The sequence below is a fragment of the Streptomyces sp. NPDC111744 genome, assembly GCF_055634995.1.
Genome location: NZ_JBVKCG010000006.1, coordinates 375,364 through 390,539 on the forward strand (window position 1 = coordinate 375,364; position 15,176 = coordinate 390,539).

At 70.5% G+C, this 15,176-nt stretch carries 12 protein-coding genes; all 12 read left to right on the forward strand.

The window, feature by feature from the left end; genetic code table 11:
* Positions 1 to 4: 4 nt before the first annotated feature.
* Positions 5 to 1,291, forward strand: a complete 1,287-nt coding sequence (locus ACZ7OO_RS16855) for a dihydroorotase (protein ID WP_471505400.1) — start codon at positions 5 to 7, stop codon at positions 1,289 to 1,291.
* Complete coding sequence (locus tag ACZ7OO_RS16860) at positions 1,288 to 1,857, forward strand: PH-like domain-containing protein (RefSeq protein WP_471505402.1); 570 nt, start codon at positions 1,288 to 1,290, stop codon at positions 1,855 to 1,857. The genes ACZ7OO_RS16855 and ACZ7OO_RS16860 overlap by 4 nt, the downstream gene beginning before the upstream one ends.
* Complete coding sequence (carA, locus tag ACZ7OO_RS16865; protein WP_471505403.1) at positions 1,854 to 3,008, forward strand: glutamine-hydrolyzing carbamoyl-phosphate synthase small subunit; 1,155 nt, start codon at positions 1,854 to 1,856, stop codon at positions 3,006 to 3,008. Before ACZ7OO_RS16860 ends, carA begins: the two co-directional genes overlap by 4 nt.
* Positions 3,001 to 6,309, forward strand: coding sequence for a carbamoyl-phosphate synthase large subunit (carB, locus tag ACZ7OO_RS16870; RefSeq protein ID WP_471505405.1), 3,309 nt, complete (start codon positions 3,001 to 3,003; stop codon positions 6,307 to 6,309). The genes carA and carB overlap by 8 nt, the downstream gene beginning before the upstream one ends.
* A 130-nt stretch (positions 6,310 to 6,439) precedes the next feature.
* On the forward strand, positions 6,440 to 7,546 hold the full coding sequence (locus ACZ7OO_RS16875; RefSeq protein WP_471505406.1) for a quinone-dependent dihydroorotate dehydrogenase: 1,107 nt from the start codon (positions 6,440 to 6,442) through the stop codon (positions 7,544 to 7,546).
* Positions 7,543 to 8,388, forward strand: coding sequence for an orotidine-5'-phosphate decarboxylase (pyrF, locus tag ACZ7OO_RS16880; protein WP_471505408.1), 846 nt, complete (start codon positions 7,543 to 7,545; stop codon positions 8,386 to 8,388). Before ACZ7OO_RS16875 ends, pyrF begins: the two co-directional genes overlap by 4 nt.
* Before the next feature lie 278 nt (positions 8,389 to 8,666).
* On the forward strand, positions 8,667 to 8,990 hold the full coding sequence (locus ACZ7OO_RS16885; RefSeq protein WP_003977346.1) for an integration host factor: 324 nt from the start codon (positions 8,667 to 8,669) through the stop codon (positions 8,988 to 8,990).
* 60 nt (positions 8,991 to 9,050) lie between these two features.
* Entirely contained in the window at positions 9,051 to 9,644 is a 594-nt protein-coding gene (gmk, locus tag ACZ7OO_RS16890; protein ID WP_352223691.1) for a guanylate kinase, read from the forward strand.
* A gap of 51 nt (positions 9,645 to 9,695) precedes the next feature.
* A complete protein-coding gene (rpoZ, locus tag ACZ7OO_RS16895) occupies positions 9,696 to 9,968 on the forward strand; it encodes a DNA-directed RNA polymerase subunit omega (RefSeq protein WP_003982715.1) in 273 nt (90 codons plus the stop codon).
* A gap of 98 nt (positions 9,969 to 10,066) precedes the next feature.
* Positions 10,067 to 11,272, forward strand: a complete 1,206-nt coding sequence (coaBC, locus tag ACZ7OO_RS16900) for a bifunctional phosphopantothenoylcysteine decarboxylase/phosphopantothenate--cysteine ligase CoaBC (protein ID WP_471505409.1) — start codon at positions 10,067 to 10,069, stop codon at positions 11,270 to 11,272.
* A 238-nt stretch (positions 11,273 to 11,510) separates the two neighbouring features.
* Positions 11,511 to 12,719 carry a methionine adenosyltransferase gene (metK, locus tag ACZ7OO_RS16905; RefSeq protein ID WP_471505411.1) on the forward strand — a complete coding sequence of 403 codons (1,209 nt, stop codon included), beginning with the start codon at positions 11,511 to 11,513 and terminating at the stop codon, positions 12,717 to 12,719.
* Positions 12,720 to 12,862: 143 nt separating this feature from the next.
* On the forward strand, positions 12,863 to 15,010 hold the full coding sequence (locus ACZ7OO_RS16910; RefSeq protein WP_471505412.1) for a primosomal protein N': 2,148 nt from the start codon (positions 12,863 to 12,865) through the stop codon (positions 15,008 to 15,010).
* Positions 15,011 to 15,176 lie beyond the last annotated feature (166 nt).

A 15,176-nucleotide genomic window follows, 5' to 3' on the forward strand; every position in this document is an offset into this window, starting at 1 on the left:
ACCCATGAGCAAGATCCTGATCCGTGGTGCGAAGGTGCTCGGCGGTGAGCCGCAGGACGTCCTGATCGACGGCCCGGTGATCGAGGCGGTCGGCAAGGGACTCTCGGAAGAGGGCGCAGAGGTCGTGGAGGCCGCCGGAAAGGTGCTGCTGCCGGGGCTGGTCGACCTCCACACCCACCTGCGCGAGCCGGGCCGTGAGGACTCCGAGACCGTGCTGACCGGCACCCGCGCGGCTGCCTCCGGCGGCTACACGGCCGTGTTCGCCATGGCCAACACCTTCCCGGTCGCCGACACCGCCGGTGTGGTCGAGCAGGTCTACCGGCTCGGCCAGGAGCACGGCTACTGCGACGTCCAGCCCATCGGCGCCGTGACCGTCGGCCTGGAGGGCAGGAAACTCGCCGAACTCGGGGCCATGCACGAGTCGGCCGCCGGGGTCACCGTCTTCTCCGACGACGGCAAGTGCGTCGACGACGCCGTGATCATGCGCCGCGCGCTGGAGTACGTGAAGGCCTTCGGCGGGGTCGTCGCCCAGCACGCCCAGGAGCCGCGGCTGACCGAGGGCGCCCAGATGAACGAGGGTGTCGTCTCGGCTGAGCTGGGGCTGGGTGGTTGGCCGGCCGTCGCCGAGGAGTCGATCATCGCGCGCGATGTGCTGCTCGCCGAGCACGTCGGCTCCCGCGTCCACATCTGCCATCTCTCGACCGCCGGGTCCGTCGAGATCGTGCGCTGGGCCAAGTCCCGGGGCATCGACGTCACCGCCGAGGTCACCCCGCACCACCTGCTCCTCACCGACGAACTGGTGCGGTCGTACAACCCGGTCTACAAGGTCAACCCGCCGCTGCGCACCGAGCGCGATGTCATGGCCCTGCGCGAGGCCCTGGCCGACGGCACGATCGACATCGTCGCCACCGACCACGCCCCGCACCCGCACGAGGACAAGGACTGCGAGTGGGCCGCGGCCGCCATGGGGATGGTGGGCCTTGAGACCGCGTTGTCAGTGGTGCAGGAGACCATGGTGGACACGGGCCTGCTGACCTGGGCCGGCGTTGCCGACCGGATGTCCGTCAAGCCCGCGCAGATCGGACAGGCCACCGGACACGGCCGTCCCGTCTCGGCAGGTGAGCCCGCCAACCTCGCCCTTGTCGACACGGAATACCGTGGCCTGGTGGACCCCGCGGGCTTCGCCTCGCGCAGCCGCAACACCCCGTACGAGGGACGCGAGCTGCCGGGCCGTGTCACCCACACGTGGCTGCGGGGCAAGGCGACGCTCGTGGACGGGAAGCTGACGTGACACCTCTGATCCTGCTGGCCGACGAGAAGAAGTCGGCCGCGGTCACCGACTGGTCCGCCCGTATCGGCTGGCTCGTCGGCCTCGCCCTCTTCGTCGCGCTCGTCTACTGGCTGATGCGCGAGGGCTGGAAATGGCGCGGCACCCTCCAGGGCGACCTCCCGGAGCTGCCCAGCGCGCCGGACGACCTCGGCGAAGCGAAACTGACGATGAGCGGCCGCTACCACGGCTCCACCACCGCCGGGCAGTGGCTGGACCGCATCGTGGCCCGCGGCCTCGGCTCCCGCAGCCGGGTCGAGCTCACCCTGACCGACGCGGGCCTGGACGTCGTACGCCCCGGGGCGACCGACTTCTTCATCCCCGCCCCCGCGCTCCGTGAGGCCCTTCTCGGCAAGGGCATCGCGGGCAAGGTCCTCACCGAGGGCGGACTGCTCGTGGTGACCTGGGCGCACGGCGACCGGTTGATCGACTCCGGATTCCGCTCCGACCACGCGGCCGAGCACCCCGAGTGGGTCGACGCCATCAACTCCATGATCAAGACACCCAGCACGGAAGGCGCCGAACGATGACGACCTCCACCAGGGGAACCGCTTTTCAGAACAGAGCGCTTCCCGCCGTACTCGTCCTGGAGGACGGCCGGATCTTTCGCGGCCGCGCCTACGGGGCCGTGGGGGAGACCTTCGGCGAGGCCGTGTTCTCCACCGGTATGACCGGCTACCAGGAGACCCTGACCGACCCGTCGTACGACCGCCAGATCGTGGTCGCCACCGCCCCGCAGATCGGCAACACGGGGTGGAACGACGAGGACGACGAGTCGGGCCGCATCTGGGTCTCGGGCTACGTCGTGCGCGACCCCGCGCGCGTGCCCTCCAACTGGCGGGCCAAGCGGTCCCTTGACGAGGAGCTGGTCGCCCAGGGCGTGGTGGGCATCTCCGGGATCGACACCCGCGCTCTCACCCGCCATCTCCGTGAGCGCGGCTCGATGCGCTCCGGCATCTTCTCGGGCGAGGCGATCGCCACCGATTCCGAGCTCCTCGCGCGCGTGCAGGCCCAGCCGCACATGAAGGGCGCCTCGCTGTACGAGGAGGTCGCCACCAAGGAGGCGTACGTCGTCCCGGCGGTCGGGGAGAAGCGATTCACCGTCGCCGCCATCGACCTCGGCATCAAGGGCATGACCCCGCAGCGGATGGCCGAGCGCGGCATCGAGGTCCATGTGCTGCCGGCCACGGCCACCGAGGATGACGTCTACGCCGTCGGCCCCGACGGTGTGTTCTTCTCCAACGGACCCGGCGACCCGGCCACGGCCGACGGCCCGGTGGCCCTGATGGCCGCCGTCCTGGAGCGGAAGACCCCGCTGTTCGGCATCTGCTTCGGCAACCAGATCCTCGGCCGCGCGCTCGGCTTCGGCACCTACAAGCTGAAGTACGGCCATCGGGGTATCAACCAGCCGGTCCAGGACCGTACGACCGGCAAGGTCGAGGTCACCGCGCACAACCACGGTTTCGCCGTGGACGCCCCGCTCGACCAGGTCAGCGAGACCAAGTTCGGCCGCGCCGAGGTCTCGCACGTCTGCCTGAACGACGATGTCGTGGAGGGGCTGCAGCTGCTCGACCAGCCGGCCTTCTCCGTCCAGTACCACCCCGAAGCGGCAGCCGGCCCGCACGACGCCGCCTACCTGTTCGACCGCTTCGTTTCCCTGATGGAGGGCCAGCGTGCCTAAGCGCACCGATATCCAGTCCGTCCTGGTCATCGGCTCCGGCCCGATCGTCATCGGCCAGGCCGCCGAGTTCGACTACTCCGGCACCCAGGCCTGCCGTGTCCTGCGGGCTGAGGGCCTACGCGTCATCCTGGTCAACTCCAACCCGGCGACGATCATGACCGACCCGGAGATCGCCGACGCGACCTATGTCGAGCCGATCACCCCGGAGTTCGTCGAGAAGATCATCGCGAAGGAGCGTCCCGACGCCCTGCTGCCCACCCTGGGCGGGCAGACCGCGCTGAACACCGCGATCTCGCTGGACGCGAACGGCGTCCTCGCCAAGTACGGTGTCGAGCTGATCGGCGCGAACGTGGCGGCGATCCACAAGGGCGAGGACCGCGACCAGTTCAAGGACGTCGTGGCCGAGGTCCGCCGCAAGATCGGGCACGGCGAGTCCGCGCGCTCCGTGATCTGCCACACCATGGACGAGGTCCTCGCCGGTGTCGACACCCTCGGCGGCTACCCGGTGGTGGTGCGGCCCTCCTTCACCATGGGCGGCGCCGGTTCCGGCTTCGCGCACGACGAGGAGGAACTGCGCCGGATCGCCGGGCAGGGCCTGACGCTCTCTCCCACCACCGAGGTGCTCCTGGAGGAGTCCATCCTGGGCTGGAAGGAGTACGAGCTGGAGCTGATGCGCGACAAGCACGACAACGTCGTGGTCGTCTGCTCCATCGAGAACTTCGACCCGATGGGCGTGCACACCGGCGACTCGATCACGGTGGCCCCGGCGATGACGCTGACCGACCGCGAGTACCAGATCCTGCGGGACATCGGCATCGCCGTCATCCGCGAGGTCGGTGTGGACACGGGTGGCTGCAACATCCAGTTCGCGGTGAACCCGGAGGACGGCCGGGTCATCGTGATCGAGATGAACCCACGTGTGTCGCGGTCCTCGGCGCTGGCCTCCAAGGCGACCGGTTTCCCGATCGCGAAGATCGCCGCGAAGCTGGCCGTCGGCTACACGCTCGACGAGATCCCCAACGACATCACGCAGGAGACTCCGGCCTCCTTCGAGCCCACGCTCGACTATGTGGTCGTCAAGGCGCCGCGGTTCGCGTTCGAGAAGTTCCCGCAGGCCGACTCCACGCTGACCACCACCATGAAGTCGGTCGGTGAGGCGATGGCCATCGGCCGTAACTTCCCCGAGGCGTTCCAGAAGGCGCTGCGCTCGCTGGAGAAGAAGGGCAGCCAGTTCACGTTCACCGGCGAGCCCGGCGACAAGAAGGCGCTGCTGCACGAGGCGGTGCGGCCCACCGACGGCCGGATCAACACGGTCATGCAGGCCATCCGCGCGGGCGCCACGCCCGAGGAGGTCTTCGCGTTCACGAAGATCGACCCGTGGTTCGTGGACCAGCTGTTCCTGATCAAGGAGATCGCCGACGAACTGGCCGGATCGCCGGAGCTGACCACCGGCCTGCTGGCCGAGGCCAAGCGGCACGGCTTCTCCGACCAGCAGATCGGCGAGATCCGCGGCCTGCGCGAGGACGTCGTCCGCGAGGTCCGGCACGCGCTGGGCGTGCGCCCGGTCTACAAGACGGTCGACACCTGCGCGGCCGAGTTCGCCGCGAAGACGCCGTACTTCTACTCCTCCTACGACGAGGAGACGGAGGTGGCGTCCCGCGAGAAGCCCGCGGTGATCATCCTGGGGTCGGGCCCGAACCGGATCGGCCAGGGCATCGAGTTCGACTACTCGTGTGTCCACGCGTCCTTCGCGCTGTCGGACGCCGGGTACGAGACGGTGATGGTCAACTGCAACCCGGAGACCGTCTCCACCGACTACGACACCTCCGACCGGCTGTACTTCGAGCCGCTCACCCTGGAGGACGTGCTGGAGATCGTCCACGCCGAGCAGCAGGCCGGCCCCATCGCGGGCGTGGTGGTGCAGCTGGGCGGGCAGACCCCGCTGGGTCTGGCGCAGGCGCTCAAGGACAACGGGGTGCCGGTCGTCGGCACCCCGCCCGAGGCGATCCACGCGGCCGAGGACCGGGGCGCCTTCGGGCGGGTGCTTGCGGAGGCGGGCCTGCCGGCGCCCAAGCACGGCACGGCGACCACCTTCACCGAGGCCAAGGCCATCGCCGACGAGATCGGCTACCCGGTCCTCGTCCGCCCCTCGTACGTCCTGGGCGGCCGCGGCATGGAGATCGTCTACGACGAGACCCGGCTGGCCGCCTACATCGCCGAGTCGACCGAGATCAGCCCGACCCGGCCGGTCCTGGTGGACCGGTTCCTGGACGACGCGATCGAGATCGACGTCGACGCCCTCTACGACGGCGAGGAGCTCTACCTCGGCGGCGTCATGGAGCACATCGAGGAGGCCGGCATCCACTCCGGCGACTCGGCGTGCGCCCTTCCCCCGATCACGCTCGGCGGCTTCGACATCAAGCGGCTGCGGGCGTCCACGGAGGCCATCGCGCGCGGGGTGGGGGTCCGCGGTCTGATCAACATCCAGTTCGCGATGGCCGGGGACATCCTCTACGTCCTCGAGGCCAACCCCCGCGCCTCCCGCACCGTCCCCTTCACCTCGAAGGCGACCGCGGTGCCGCTGGCCAAGGCCGCCGCCCGGATCTCGCTGGGCGCCACCGTCGCCGAACTGCGCGCCGAGGGACTGCTGCCCGCCCGCGGTGACGGTGGCGAACTTCCCTTCGACGCGCCGATCTCCGTGAAGGAGGCGGTCATGCCGTGGTCGCGGTTCCGGGACATCCAGGGCCGGGGCGTCGACACCGTGCTCGGCCCTGAGATGCGCTCCACCGGCGAGGTCATGGGCATCGACTCCGTCTTCGGCACCGCCTACGCCAAGTCCCAGGCGGGCGCGTACGGGCCGCTGCCGACCAAGGGCCGCGCGTTCATCTCGGTCGCCAACCGCGACAAGCGCTCGATGATCTTCCCGGCGCGGGAACTGGTCGCCCACGGCTTCGAACTGCTCGCCACCTCCGGCACGGCCGAGGTGCTCAAGCGCAACGGCATCAACGCCACGGTGGTGCGCAAGCAGTCCGACGGCATCGGGCCGAACGGGGAGCGCACGATCGTCCAGCTCATCCACGACGGCGAGGTCGACCTCATCGTCAACACCCCGTACGGCACCGGGGGTCGCCTGGACGGGTACGAGATCCGGACGGCCGCCGTGGCCCGGTCGGTGCCGTGCCTGACGACGGTTCAGGCGCTGGCGGCGGCCGTCCAGGGGATCGACGCGCTGAACCACGGGGACGTGGGTGTGCGGTCGCTCCAGGAGCACGCGGAACACCTGACCGCGGCGAGGGACTAGAAGGTCGTAGTGAGGATGCGGACCGGTTCTGGCTGGTCGCGCAGTTCCCCGCGCCCCTGACGGGGCGCGTTGCCCAGCTGTCAATGAAGGGGGGCACCGGTGACGGTGTCCCCCTCCGCATGAGGACTCCATGTACAAGATCTTCTTCAACCTCGTTTTCAAGCGGATGGACCCGGAACAGGCCCACCACCTGGCCTTCCGTTGGATCCGCCTGGCCGTTCGCATCCCGGTGCTGCGCACCTTCGTCGCGGCCGCCCTGGCTCCCCGCCACAAGGAACTGCGCACCGAGGCCTTCGGGCTGCGGATGCACGGGCCCTTCGGGCTGGCCGCCGGGTTCGACAAGAACGCCGTCGCGATCGACGGTATGTCGATGCTCGGGTTCGACCACGTCGAGATCGGCACGGTCACCGGCGAGGCGCAGCCCGGCAATCCCAAGAAGCGGCTGTTCCGGCTGGTCGCCGACCGGGCGCTGATCAACCGGATGGGATTCAACAACGACGGATCGCTCACCGTCGCCGCCCGGCTCGCCTCCCGTGAGCCCGTCTTCAACACCGTCGTGGGCGTCAACATCGGCAAGACCAAGGCCGTACCGGAGGCCGAGGCGGTCGGCGACTACGTGAAGTCCGCCGAGCGGCTCGCGCGGTACGCCGACTACCTGGTCGTGAACGTGTCGTCCCCGAACACGCCTGGGCTGCGCGACCTCCAGGCCGTCGATCATCTGCGTCCGCTCCTGACGGCCGTTCGCGAGGCCGCCGACCGCGTGGTGGCGAACCGCCGGGTGCCGCTGCTGGTGAAGATCGCGCCGGACCTCGCCGACGAGGACGTCGACGCCGTCGCCGACCTGGCCGTCGAGCTGGGCCTTGACGGGATCATCGCGACGAACACCACCATCGCGCGCGAGGGGCTCGGGCTGCGCTCCGGCCCCGAGCTGGTGAAGGAGACCGGGGGGCTCTCCGGGGCCCCGCTGAAGGCGCGGTCCCTGGAAGTGCTGCGGCGGCTGTACGCGCGCGTGGGCGACCGGATCACCCTGGTCGGTGTCGGCGGCATCGAGAGCGCCGAGGACGCCTGGCAGCGCATCCTGGCCGGTGCCACGCTGGTCCAGGGCTACAGCGCCTTCATCTACGAGGGGCCCTTCTGGGGCCGCGCCATCCACAAGGGGCTCGCGGCGCGCCTGCGCACCAGTCCGTACGCCACGCTCGCCGACGCGGTGGGCGCCGATGTGAGGAAGACCGTATGAGCCCGTTGGAGCCTTTCGGCGCACGGCTGCGCCGTGTGATGGACGAGCGCGGTCCGTTGTGCGTCGGCATCGACCCGCACGCCTCGCTGCTCTCCGAGTGGGGTCTGAACGACGACGTGGCAGGGCTTGAGCGGTTCAGCCGGACCGTGGTGGAGGCGGTGGCCGACCGGGTCGCGGTCATGAAGCCGCAGAGCGCGTTCTTCGAGCGGTTCGGCTCGCGCGGGGTGGCCGTCCTGGAGCGGGTGGTGCAGGAGGCGCGGGCGGCCGGGACGCTGGTCGTCATGGACGCCAAGCGCGGTGACATCGGCTCCACCATGGCCGGGTACGCGGAGGCCTACCTGAGCAAGGACGCGCCGCTGTTCTCGGACGCCCTGACCGTCTCACCCTATCTCGGCTACGGCTCGCTCAGCCCGGCCGTGGCGTTGGCCCGGGAGAGCGGAGCCGGCCTGTTCGTGCTGGCGCTGACCTCGAACCCGGAGGGCCCCGAGGTGCAGCACGCGGTGCGTGCCGACGGCCGGACGGTCGGCGCGACCATGCTGGCCCACCTGGCCGCCGAGAACACGGGGGAGGAGCCGCTGGGCTCCTTCGGCGCCGTCGTCGGCGCGACGGTCGGCGACCTGTCGTCGTACGACCTCGACATCAACGGTCCGCTGCTCGCGCCCGGCGTCGGAGCCCAGGGGGCGACCGCCGCCGACCTTCCCACGGTCTTCGGGGCCGCGGTGCGCAATGTCGTTCCAAACGTGAGCCGAGGTGTTTTGCGTCACGGTCCCGACGCCGGAGCGCTGCGGGCGGCCGCGGAGCGGTTCGCGGGTGAGATCCGGGACGTCCTCGCAGGTGGATGAGTCCTCCGATGAGTGATCCTGGAGTGCTTCGGCGAGTGCTCCGGCGACGGGTTCAGCGTGAATACATCCTCAAATCCTGGGCAGTATGTCTGAAATGTCTGGCCTGACGGAGGCTGACCAGGACTTTTCCGCTGTTCTCGCTGACTCTGGCGGACTTGCCCGCTAGTCTCCGAGCAGAGTGAACGGGCAAGCGTGTTGCTCGTAGCTCCCCAGGTGTGGGGCGACTAGGTTCCTCACCGGTCCGTATCCGACAGTTCGACATCCGAGGTGACGTAGGCGTGGCTCTTCCGCCCCTTACCCCTGAACAGCGCGCAGCCGCGCTCGAAAAGGCCGCCGCGGCTCGCCGGGAGCGGGCCGAGGTCAAGAATCGACTCAAGCACTCCGGTGCCTCTCTCCATGAGGTCATCAAGCAGGGCCAGGAAAACGACGTCATCGGCAAGATGAAGGTCTCCGCCCTGCTCGAGTCCCTGCCGGGCGTGGGCAAGGTCCGCGCCAAGCAGATCATGGAGCGACTCGGGATCTCCGAGAGCCGGCGGGTGCGTGGCCTCGGTTCCAACCAGATCGCGTCCCTTGAGCGCGAGTTCGGCAGCACCGGCTCCTGATCACCGGGCGGTCCGGGGCAGTCGTCCCGGGCAACCCGCGATTGCTGGAATAATCGCTGCATGGCTGCAACATTCCGGGGGACGACCCCCGAGCCCCCGGACGTACGTCCGCGGCTGACCGTGCTCTCCGGCCCCTCCGGGGTCGGCAAGAGCACGGTCGTCGCCCATATGCGCAAGGAGCACCCCGAGGTCTGGCTCTCGGTGTCGGCGACCACCCGCAGGCCCCGCCCGGGCGAGAAGCACGGAGTGCACTATTTCTTCGTCTCCGACGAGGAGATGGACAAGCTCATCGCCAACGGCGAGCTTCTGGAGTGGGCCGAATTCGCCGGCAACCGCTACGGCACCCCGCGGCAGGCGGTGCTGGAGCACCTGGAGTCCGGGGTGCCGGTGCTGCTGGAGATCGATCTCCAGGGCGCCCGGCAGGTCCGCGAGTCCATGCCGGAGGGTCGGCTGGTGTTCCTGGCCCCTCCCTCCTGGGAGGAGCTGGTGCGCAGGCTCACCGGACGGGGCACCGAGCCGCCCGAGGTGATCGAGCGCCGTCTGGACGCGGCCAAGATCGAGCTGGCGGCGGAGCCGGAGTTCGACGAGACACTGGTCAACACCTCCGTCGAGGACGTGGCGCGCGAGCTGCTAGCCTTGATGGACGTTGTGTGATCGTCTCTGATCATTCAGACTGAATCTTTCCCATCCATCGGAAGGCAGAGCGTGTCCTCTTCCATCACCGCGCCCGAGGGCATCATCAACCCTCCGATCGACGAGCTCCTCGAGGCCACCGACTCGAAGTACAGCCTCGTGATCTACGCGGCCAAGCGTGCCCGTCAGATCAACGCGTACTACTCGCAGCTCGGCGAGGGTCTCCTGGAGTACGTCGGTCCGCTCGTCGACACCCACGTCCACGAGAAGCCGCTCTCCATCGCCCTGCGCGAGATCAACGCGGGTCTGCTGACCTCCGAGGCCGTCGAAGGCCCGGCGCAGTAGTATTTTCAGATTGCGGTTGACTTATCCACAGGCCCGGCAGTCATGCTGCCGGGCCTGTGGTGTGTGATGGAGTCGTGGATTCAACGAGTGGAGGCCCGGTGGACAAGCCGAAGGTCGTGCTGGGGGTCAGCGGTGGCATCGCCGCGTACAAGGCCTGCGAGCTGCTGAGAAGGTTCACCGAGTCGGGCCACGACGTCCGGGTCGTGCCCACCGCCTCCGCGCTGCACTTCGTCGGCGCCGCCACCTGGTCCGCCCTCTCCGGCAACCCCGTCTCCACCGAGGTCTGGGACCACGTCGAAGAGGTCCCCCATGTCCGGATCGGCCAGCACGCCGACCTGGTCGTGGTCGCCCCCGCCACCGCCGACATGCTCGCCAAGGCGGCCCACGGCCTCGCCGACGACCTGCTCACCAACACCCTCCTCACGGCCCGCTGCCCGGTCGTCTTCGCCCCCGCGATGCACACCGAGATGTGGGAGCACCCGGCCACCCAGGAGAACGTGGCCACGCTGCGCCGCCGCGGCGCCGTCGTCATCGAACCGGCGGTCGGCCGACTCACCGGGGTCGACACCGGCAAGGGCCGCTTCCCCGACCCGGTGGAGATCTTCGAGGACTGCCGTCGCATCCTCGCGCGGGGAGGGCGGGAGCCCGACCTTACGGGGCGTCATGTCGTCATCTCCGCCGGCGGTACCCGAGAGCCCCTCGACCCCGTCCGCTTCCTCGGCAACCGCTCCTCCGGCAAGCAGGGCTACGCCCTCGCCCGCACGGCTGCCGCACGGGGTGCCCGGGTGACGCTGGTCGCGGCCAACACCACCGGTCTGCCCGACCCGGCCGGCGTGGACGTCGTCCCGGTCGGTACGGCCGTACAGCTTCGGGAGGCGGTGCTCAAGGCGGCCGCCGACGCCGACGCCGTGGTCATGGCCGCCGCCGTCGCCGACTTCCGCCCCGCGGTCTACGCGGCCGGGAAGATCAAGAAGAAGGACGGCCATGATCCCGAGCCGATCGTCCTGGTGCGGAATCCGGACATCCTCGCGGAGATCTCGGCCGACCGGGCGCGGCCCGGACAGGTGATCGTCGGCTTCGCCGCCGAGACCGACGACGTCCTCGCCAACGGCCGGACCAAGCTGGCACGCAAGGGCTGCGACCTGCTCGTGGTGAACGAGGTGGGGGAGCGCAAGACCTTCGGTTCCGAGGAGAACGAGGCCGTGGTGCTCGGTGCCGACGGCAGTGAGACGCCTGTGCCGCACGGGCCCAAGGAGGCTCTCGCCGACATCGTGTGGGATCTGGTGGCGGCTCGATTGGCTTAACTTTTTTCAGCCATTTGTAAACTTTCCCGGACGTCACATCAGGGTGTGGGGCCCTGTTCAACGCCGCCGCCCGTTGGGCAGAATGCCTGTGCCGCAGGTCACAGCACTCCCGAGTGGCGAGACAGGTGGGCCGACGGCAAGGTACGACCGATAAACTGTTCTCGGACGATGCCGGGCGCAGCTCCCCGTGTCGTCCGCCAATGATCAGCCAGCAGCCGCTGCAACCCCAGGGAGCGTTGTGTCCCGTCGCCTGTTCACCTCGGAGTCCGTGACCGAGGGTCACCCCGACAAGATCGCTGACCAGATCAGCGACACCATTCTCGACGCGCTTCTGCGCGAGGACCCGACCTCCCGGGTCGCCGTCGAGACGCTGATCACCACCGGTCTGGTGCACGTGGCCGGCGAGGTCACGACCAAGACGTACGCGGACATCGCGACGCTGGTCCGCCACAAGATCCTCGAGATCGGCTACGACTCTTCGAAGAAGGGCTTCGACGGCGCGTCCTGCGGCGTCTCGGTCTCGATCGGCGCGCAGTCCCCGGACATCGCACAGGGCGTCGACACCGCTTACGAGTCCCGGGTCGAGGGCGACGAGGACGAGCTCGACAAGCAGGGCGCCGGCGACCAGGGCCTGATGTTCGGCTACGCCTCCGACGAGACGCCGACCCTGATGCCGCTGCCGATCTTCCTGGCGCACCGCCTGTCAAAGCGTCTGTCCGAGGTCCGCAAGAACGGCACCATCCCCTACCTGCGCCCGGACGGCAAGACGCAGGTCACCATCGAGTACGACGGCGACAAGGCCGTCCGCCTCGACACGGTCGTCGTCTCCAGCCAGCACGCCTCGGACATCGACCTGGAGTCGCTGCTCGCCCCCGACATCCGCGAGTTCGTCGTGGAGCCGGAGCTGAAGGCCCTGCTGGACGAGGGCATCAAGCTCGACACCGAGGGTTACCGCCTCCTGGTCAACCCGACCGGCCGCTTCGAGATCGGTGGCCCGATGGGTGACGCGGGCCTGACCGGCCGCAAGATCATCATCGACACCTACGGCGGCATGGCCCGCCACGGTGGCGGCGCCTTCTCCGGCAAGGACCCGTCCAAGGTCGACCGTTCCGCCGCCTACGCCATGCGCTGGGTCGCCAAGAACGTGGTCGCGGCCGGCCTGGCCTCCCGCTGCGAGGTCCAGGTGGCCTACGCGATCGGCAAGGCCGAGCCCGTTGGTCTGTTCGTGGAGACCTTCGGCACCGCCAAGATCGACGCCGAGAAGATCGAGAAGGCGATCGACGAGGTCTTCGACCTGCGTCCGGCCGCGATCATCCGCGACCTCGACCTGCTCCGCCCGATCTACGCGCAGACCGCCGCGTACGGCCACTTCGGCCGCGAGCTCCCCGAGTTCACCTGGGAGAAGACGGACCGCGTGGACGCCCTGCGCAAGGCCGCGGGCCTCTGACCCGCAGACGCGACTGACCTCGGCTCCTGTGATCACCGCCCGGTGATCACAGGAGCCGAGGCCGTTGCGGGCCGGTTGGCGGGGCAGGGAGACGAATCTTCGCGGCACGGACGTTGTCAGTGGCGTTTGGTAAGAATGCAAGGGTGAGCAGCGAGAACGGGCAGGGGGGCGGCGGCGCCGAAGGGGCGCCGCCGGAGCAGCTCGCGCTCATCCGGGAGAGCGTGCGGGGGGCCAAGGTGCCCCGGGCCAAGCCACGGACCTGGCGGGGGGCCGCGCTGGCGGAGCGACTGCCGGTCGCGCGGGTGCTCGTGGACAAGGGCGTGCTCCACCTGGACCGGTACTTCGACTACGCCGTCCCGGCCGAGCTGGACGCCGACGCACAGCCCGGCGTGCGGGTACGGGTGCGGTTCGGAGCCGGTCGGCACCGGGTGCGGGACGGACGCCGGGAGGGCGGGGGGCTCATCGACGGGTTCCTCGTGGAGCGGCTCCCCGAGTCCGACTACCCGGGGCCGCTGGCCGCACTGGCCCAGGTGGTGTCGCCCGAGCCGGTACTGAGCGAGGAACTGCTGCGGCTCGCCCGGGCCGTCGCCGACCGTTACGCGGGGAGCCTCGCGGACGTGTTGCAGCTGGCCGTGCCGCCACGCAGCGCACGGGCCGAGAAGCGGCCCTCGCCCGAACCGCTGCCGCCGCCGAGCCCACCGGACGCCGGTTCCTGGACTCGGTACGAGCACGGTCCCGCCTTCATCGAGGCGCTGGCCTCCGGTGGCGCGCCGCGCGCCGTGTGGAACGCCCTGCCGGGACCCGAGTGGAGCGACGAACTCGCCCGGGCCGTCGCCGCCACGCTCGCCTCGGCACGCGGCGCACTCGTCGTCGTACCGGACGGGCGGGCCGCCGCACGGGTCGATGCCGCGCTCACCGATGTCCTCGGCCCGGGCCGGCATGCACTGCTCACCGCCGATGCCGGGCCCGAGAAGCGGTACGGGCAGTGGCTCGCCGTCAGCCGCGGCTCGGTGCGGGCGGTGGTGGGAACGAGGGCCGCCATGTTCGCGCCGGTACGGGACCTCGGGCTCGTCGCCGTCTGGGACGACGGGGACGACAGCCACAGCGAGCAGCACGCCCCGCAACCGCATGCGAGGGATGTCCTGCTGCTGCGCGCCGCGCTGGACAAGTGCGGCTTTCTGCTGGGGAGCTGGAGCTGCACGGTGGAGGCCGCGCAACTCGTGGAGAACGGCTGGGCGCGGCCCCTGGTCGCCGGGCGGGAACAGGTACGGCGGTCCGCGCCGCTTGTGCGGACGGTGGGCGACAGCGACCTCGCGCGGGACGAGGCCGCGCGGGCCGCGCGGCTGCCGACGCTCGCCTGGCAGGCGGTCCGGGACGGTCTGCGGCACGGACCGGTGCTCGTGCAGGTGCCCCGGCGGGGATACGTGCCGCGCATGGCCTGCGCCCAGTGCCGTGCGCCCGCCCGCTGCCGGCACTGCGCCGGCCCGCTGGAGGCGCGGGACGCCGGAGCGCTCGGCTGTGCGTGGTGCGGGCGCGAGGAGAGCGACTGGCACTGCCCCGAGTGCGGTGGTTTCCGGCTGCGTGCCCAGGTGGTCGGGGCCCGGCGGACCGCCGAGGAGCTGGGGCGGGCGTTTCCCGCCGTACCGGTACGGACCTCGGGGCGGGAGCATGTGCTGGACACCGTGCCGGAGACGCCCGCGCTGGTCGTGAGCACACCGGGCGCCGAGCCGGTCGCCGAGGGCGGCTATGCGGCAGCCCTGCTGCTGGACGGCTGGGCGATGCTCGGGCGGCCGGATCTGCGGGCCGGTGAGGACGCGCTGCGGCGGTGGATCGCGGCAGGGGCGCTGGTGCGGCCGCAGGACGAGGGCGGCACCGTGGTCGTCGTCGCGGAGCCCACGCTGCGGCCCGTGCAGGCGCTGGTGCGCTGGGATCCCGTGGGGCACGCGGTACGGGAACTCGCCGAGCGGGCCGAGCTGGGGTTTCCGCCGGTGTCGCGGATGGCGGCGGTGTCGGGGCCGGCGGAGGCAGTCGCGGAGTTCCTCGCTACGGCCGAACTGCCGCCGGACGCAGAGGTGTTGGGGCCGGTGCCGGTGCCCGTGGTGCGGGTCGGGGCGCCTCGGCGGGCGGGGGCGCCGCCGCCCGGGGAGCACTGGGAGCGGGCGTTGGTACGGGTGCCGCCCGGGAGCGGTGCCGCGCTGGCGGCCGCGCTGAAGACGGCTCAGGCCGCGCGGATGGCGCGGGGGGGTGCGGAGCCCGTACGGGTGCGGGTCGATCCGCCGGACATCGGCTGAGGGCGAGACGACGGGCGGCCGGGCAGACGGCTGCCCTCCCGGGCGCTTGCCCGGAGGGCAGAGGGCGGGCGGGGCAGCCCCTTGAGGTCAGCCGTTGTCCTGGTCAGCTGTTGCTTCCGGTCAGCTGTTGTTTCTGGTCAGCGGTTGTCCGGTCAACCGCTGTCCG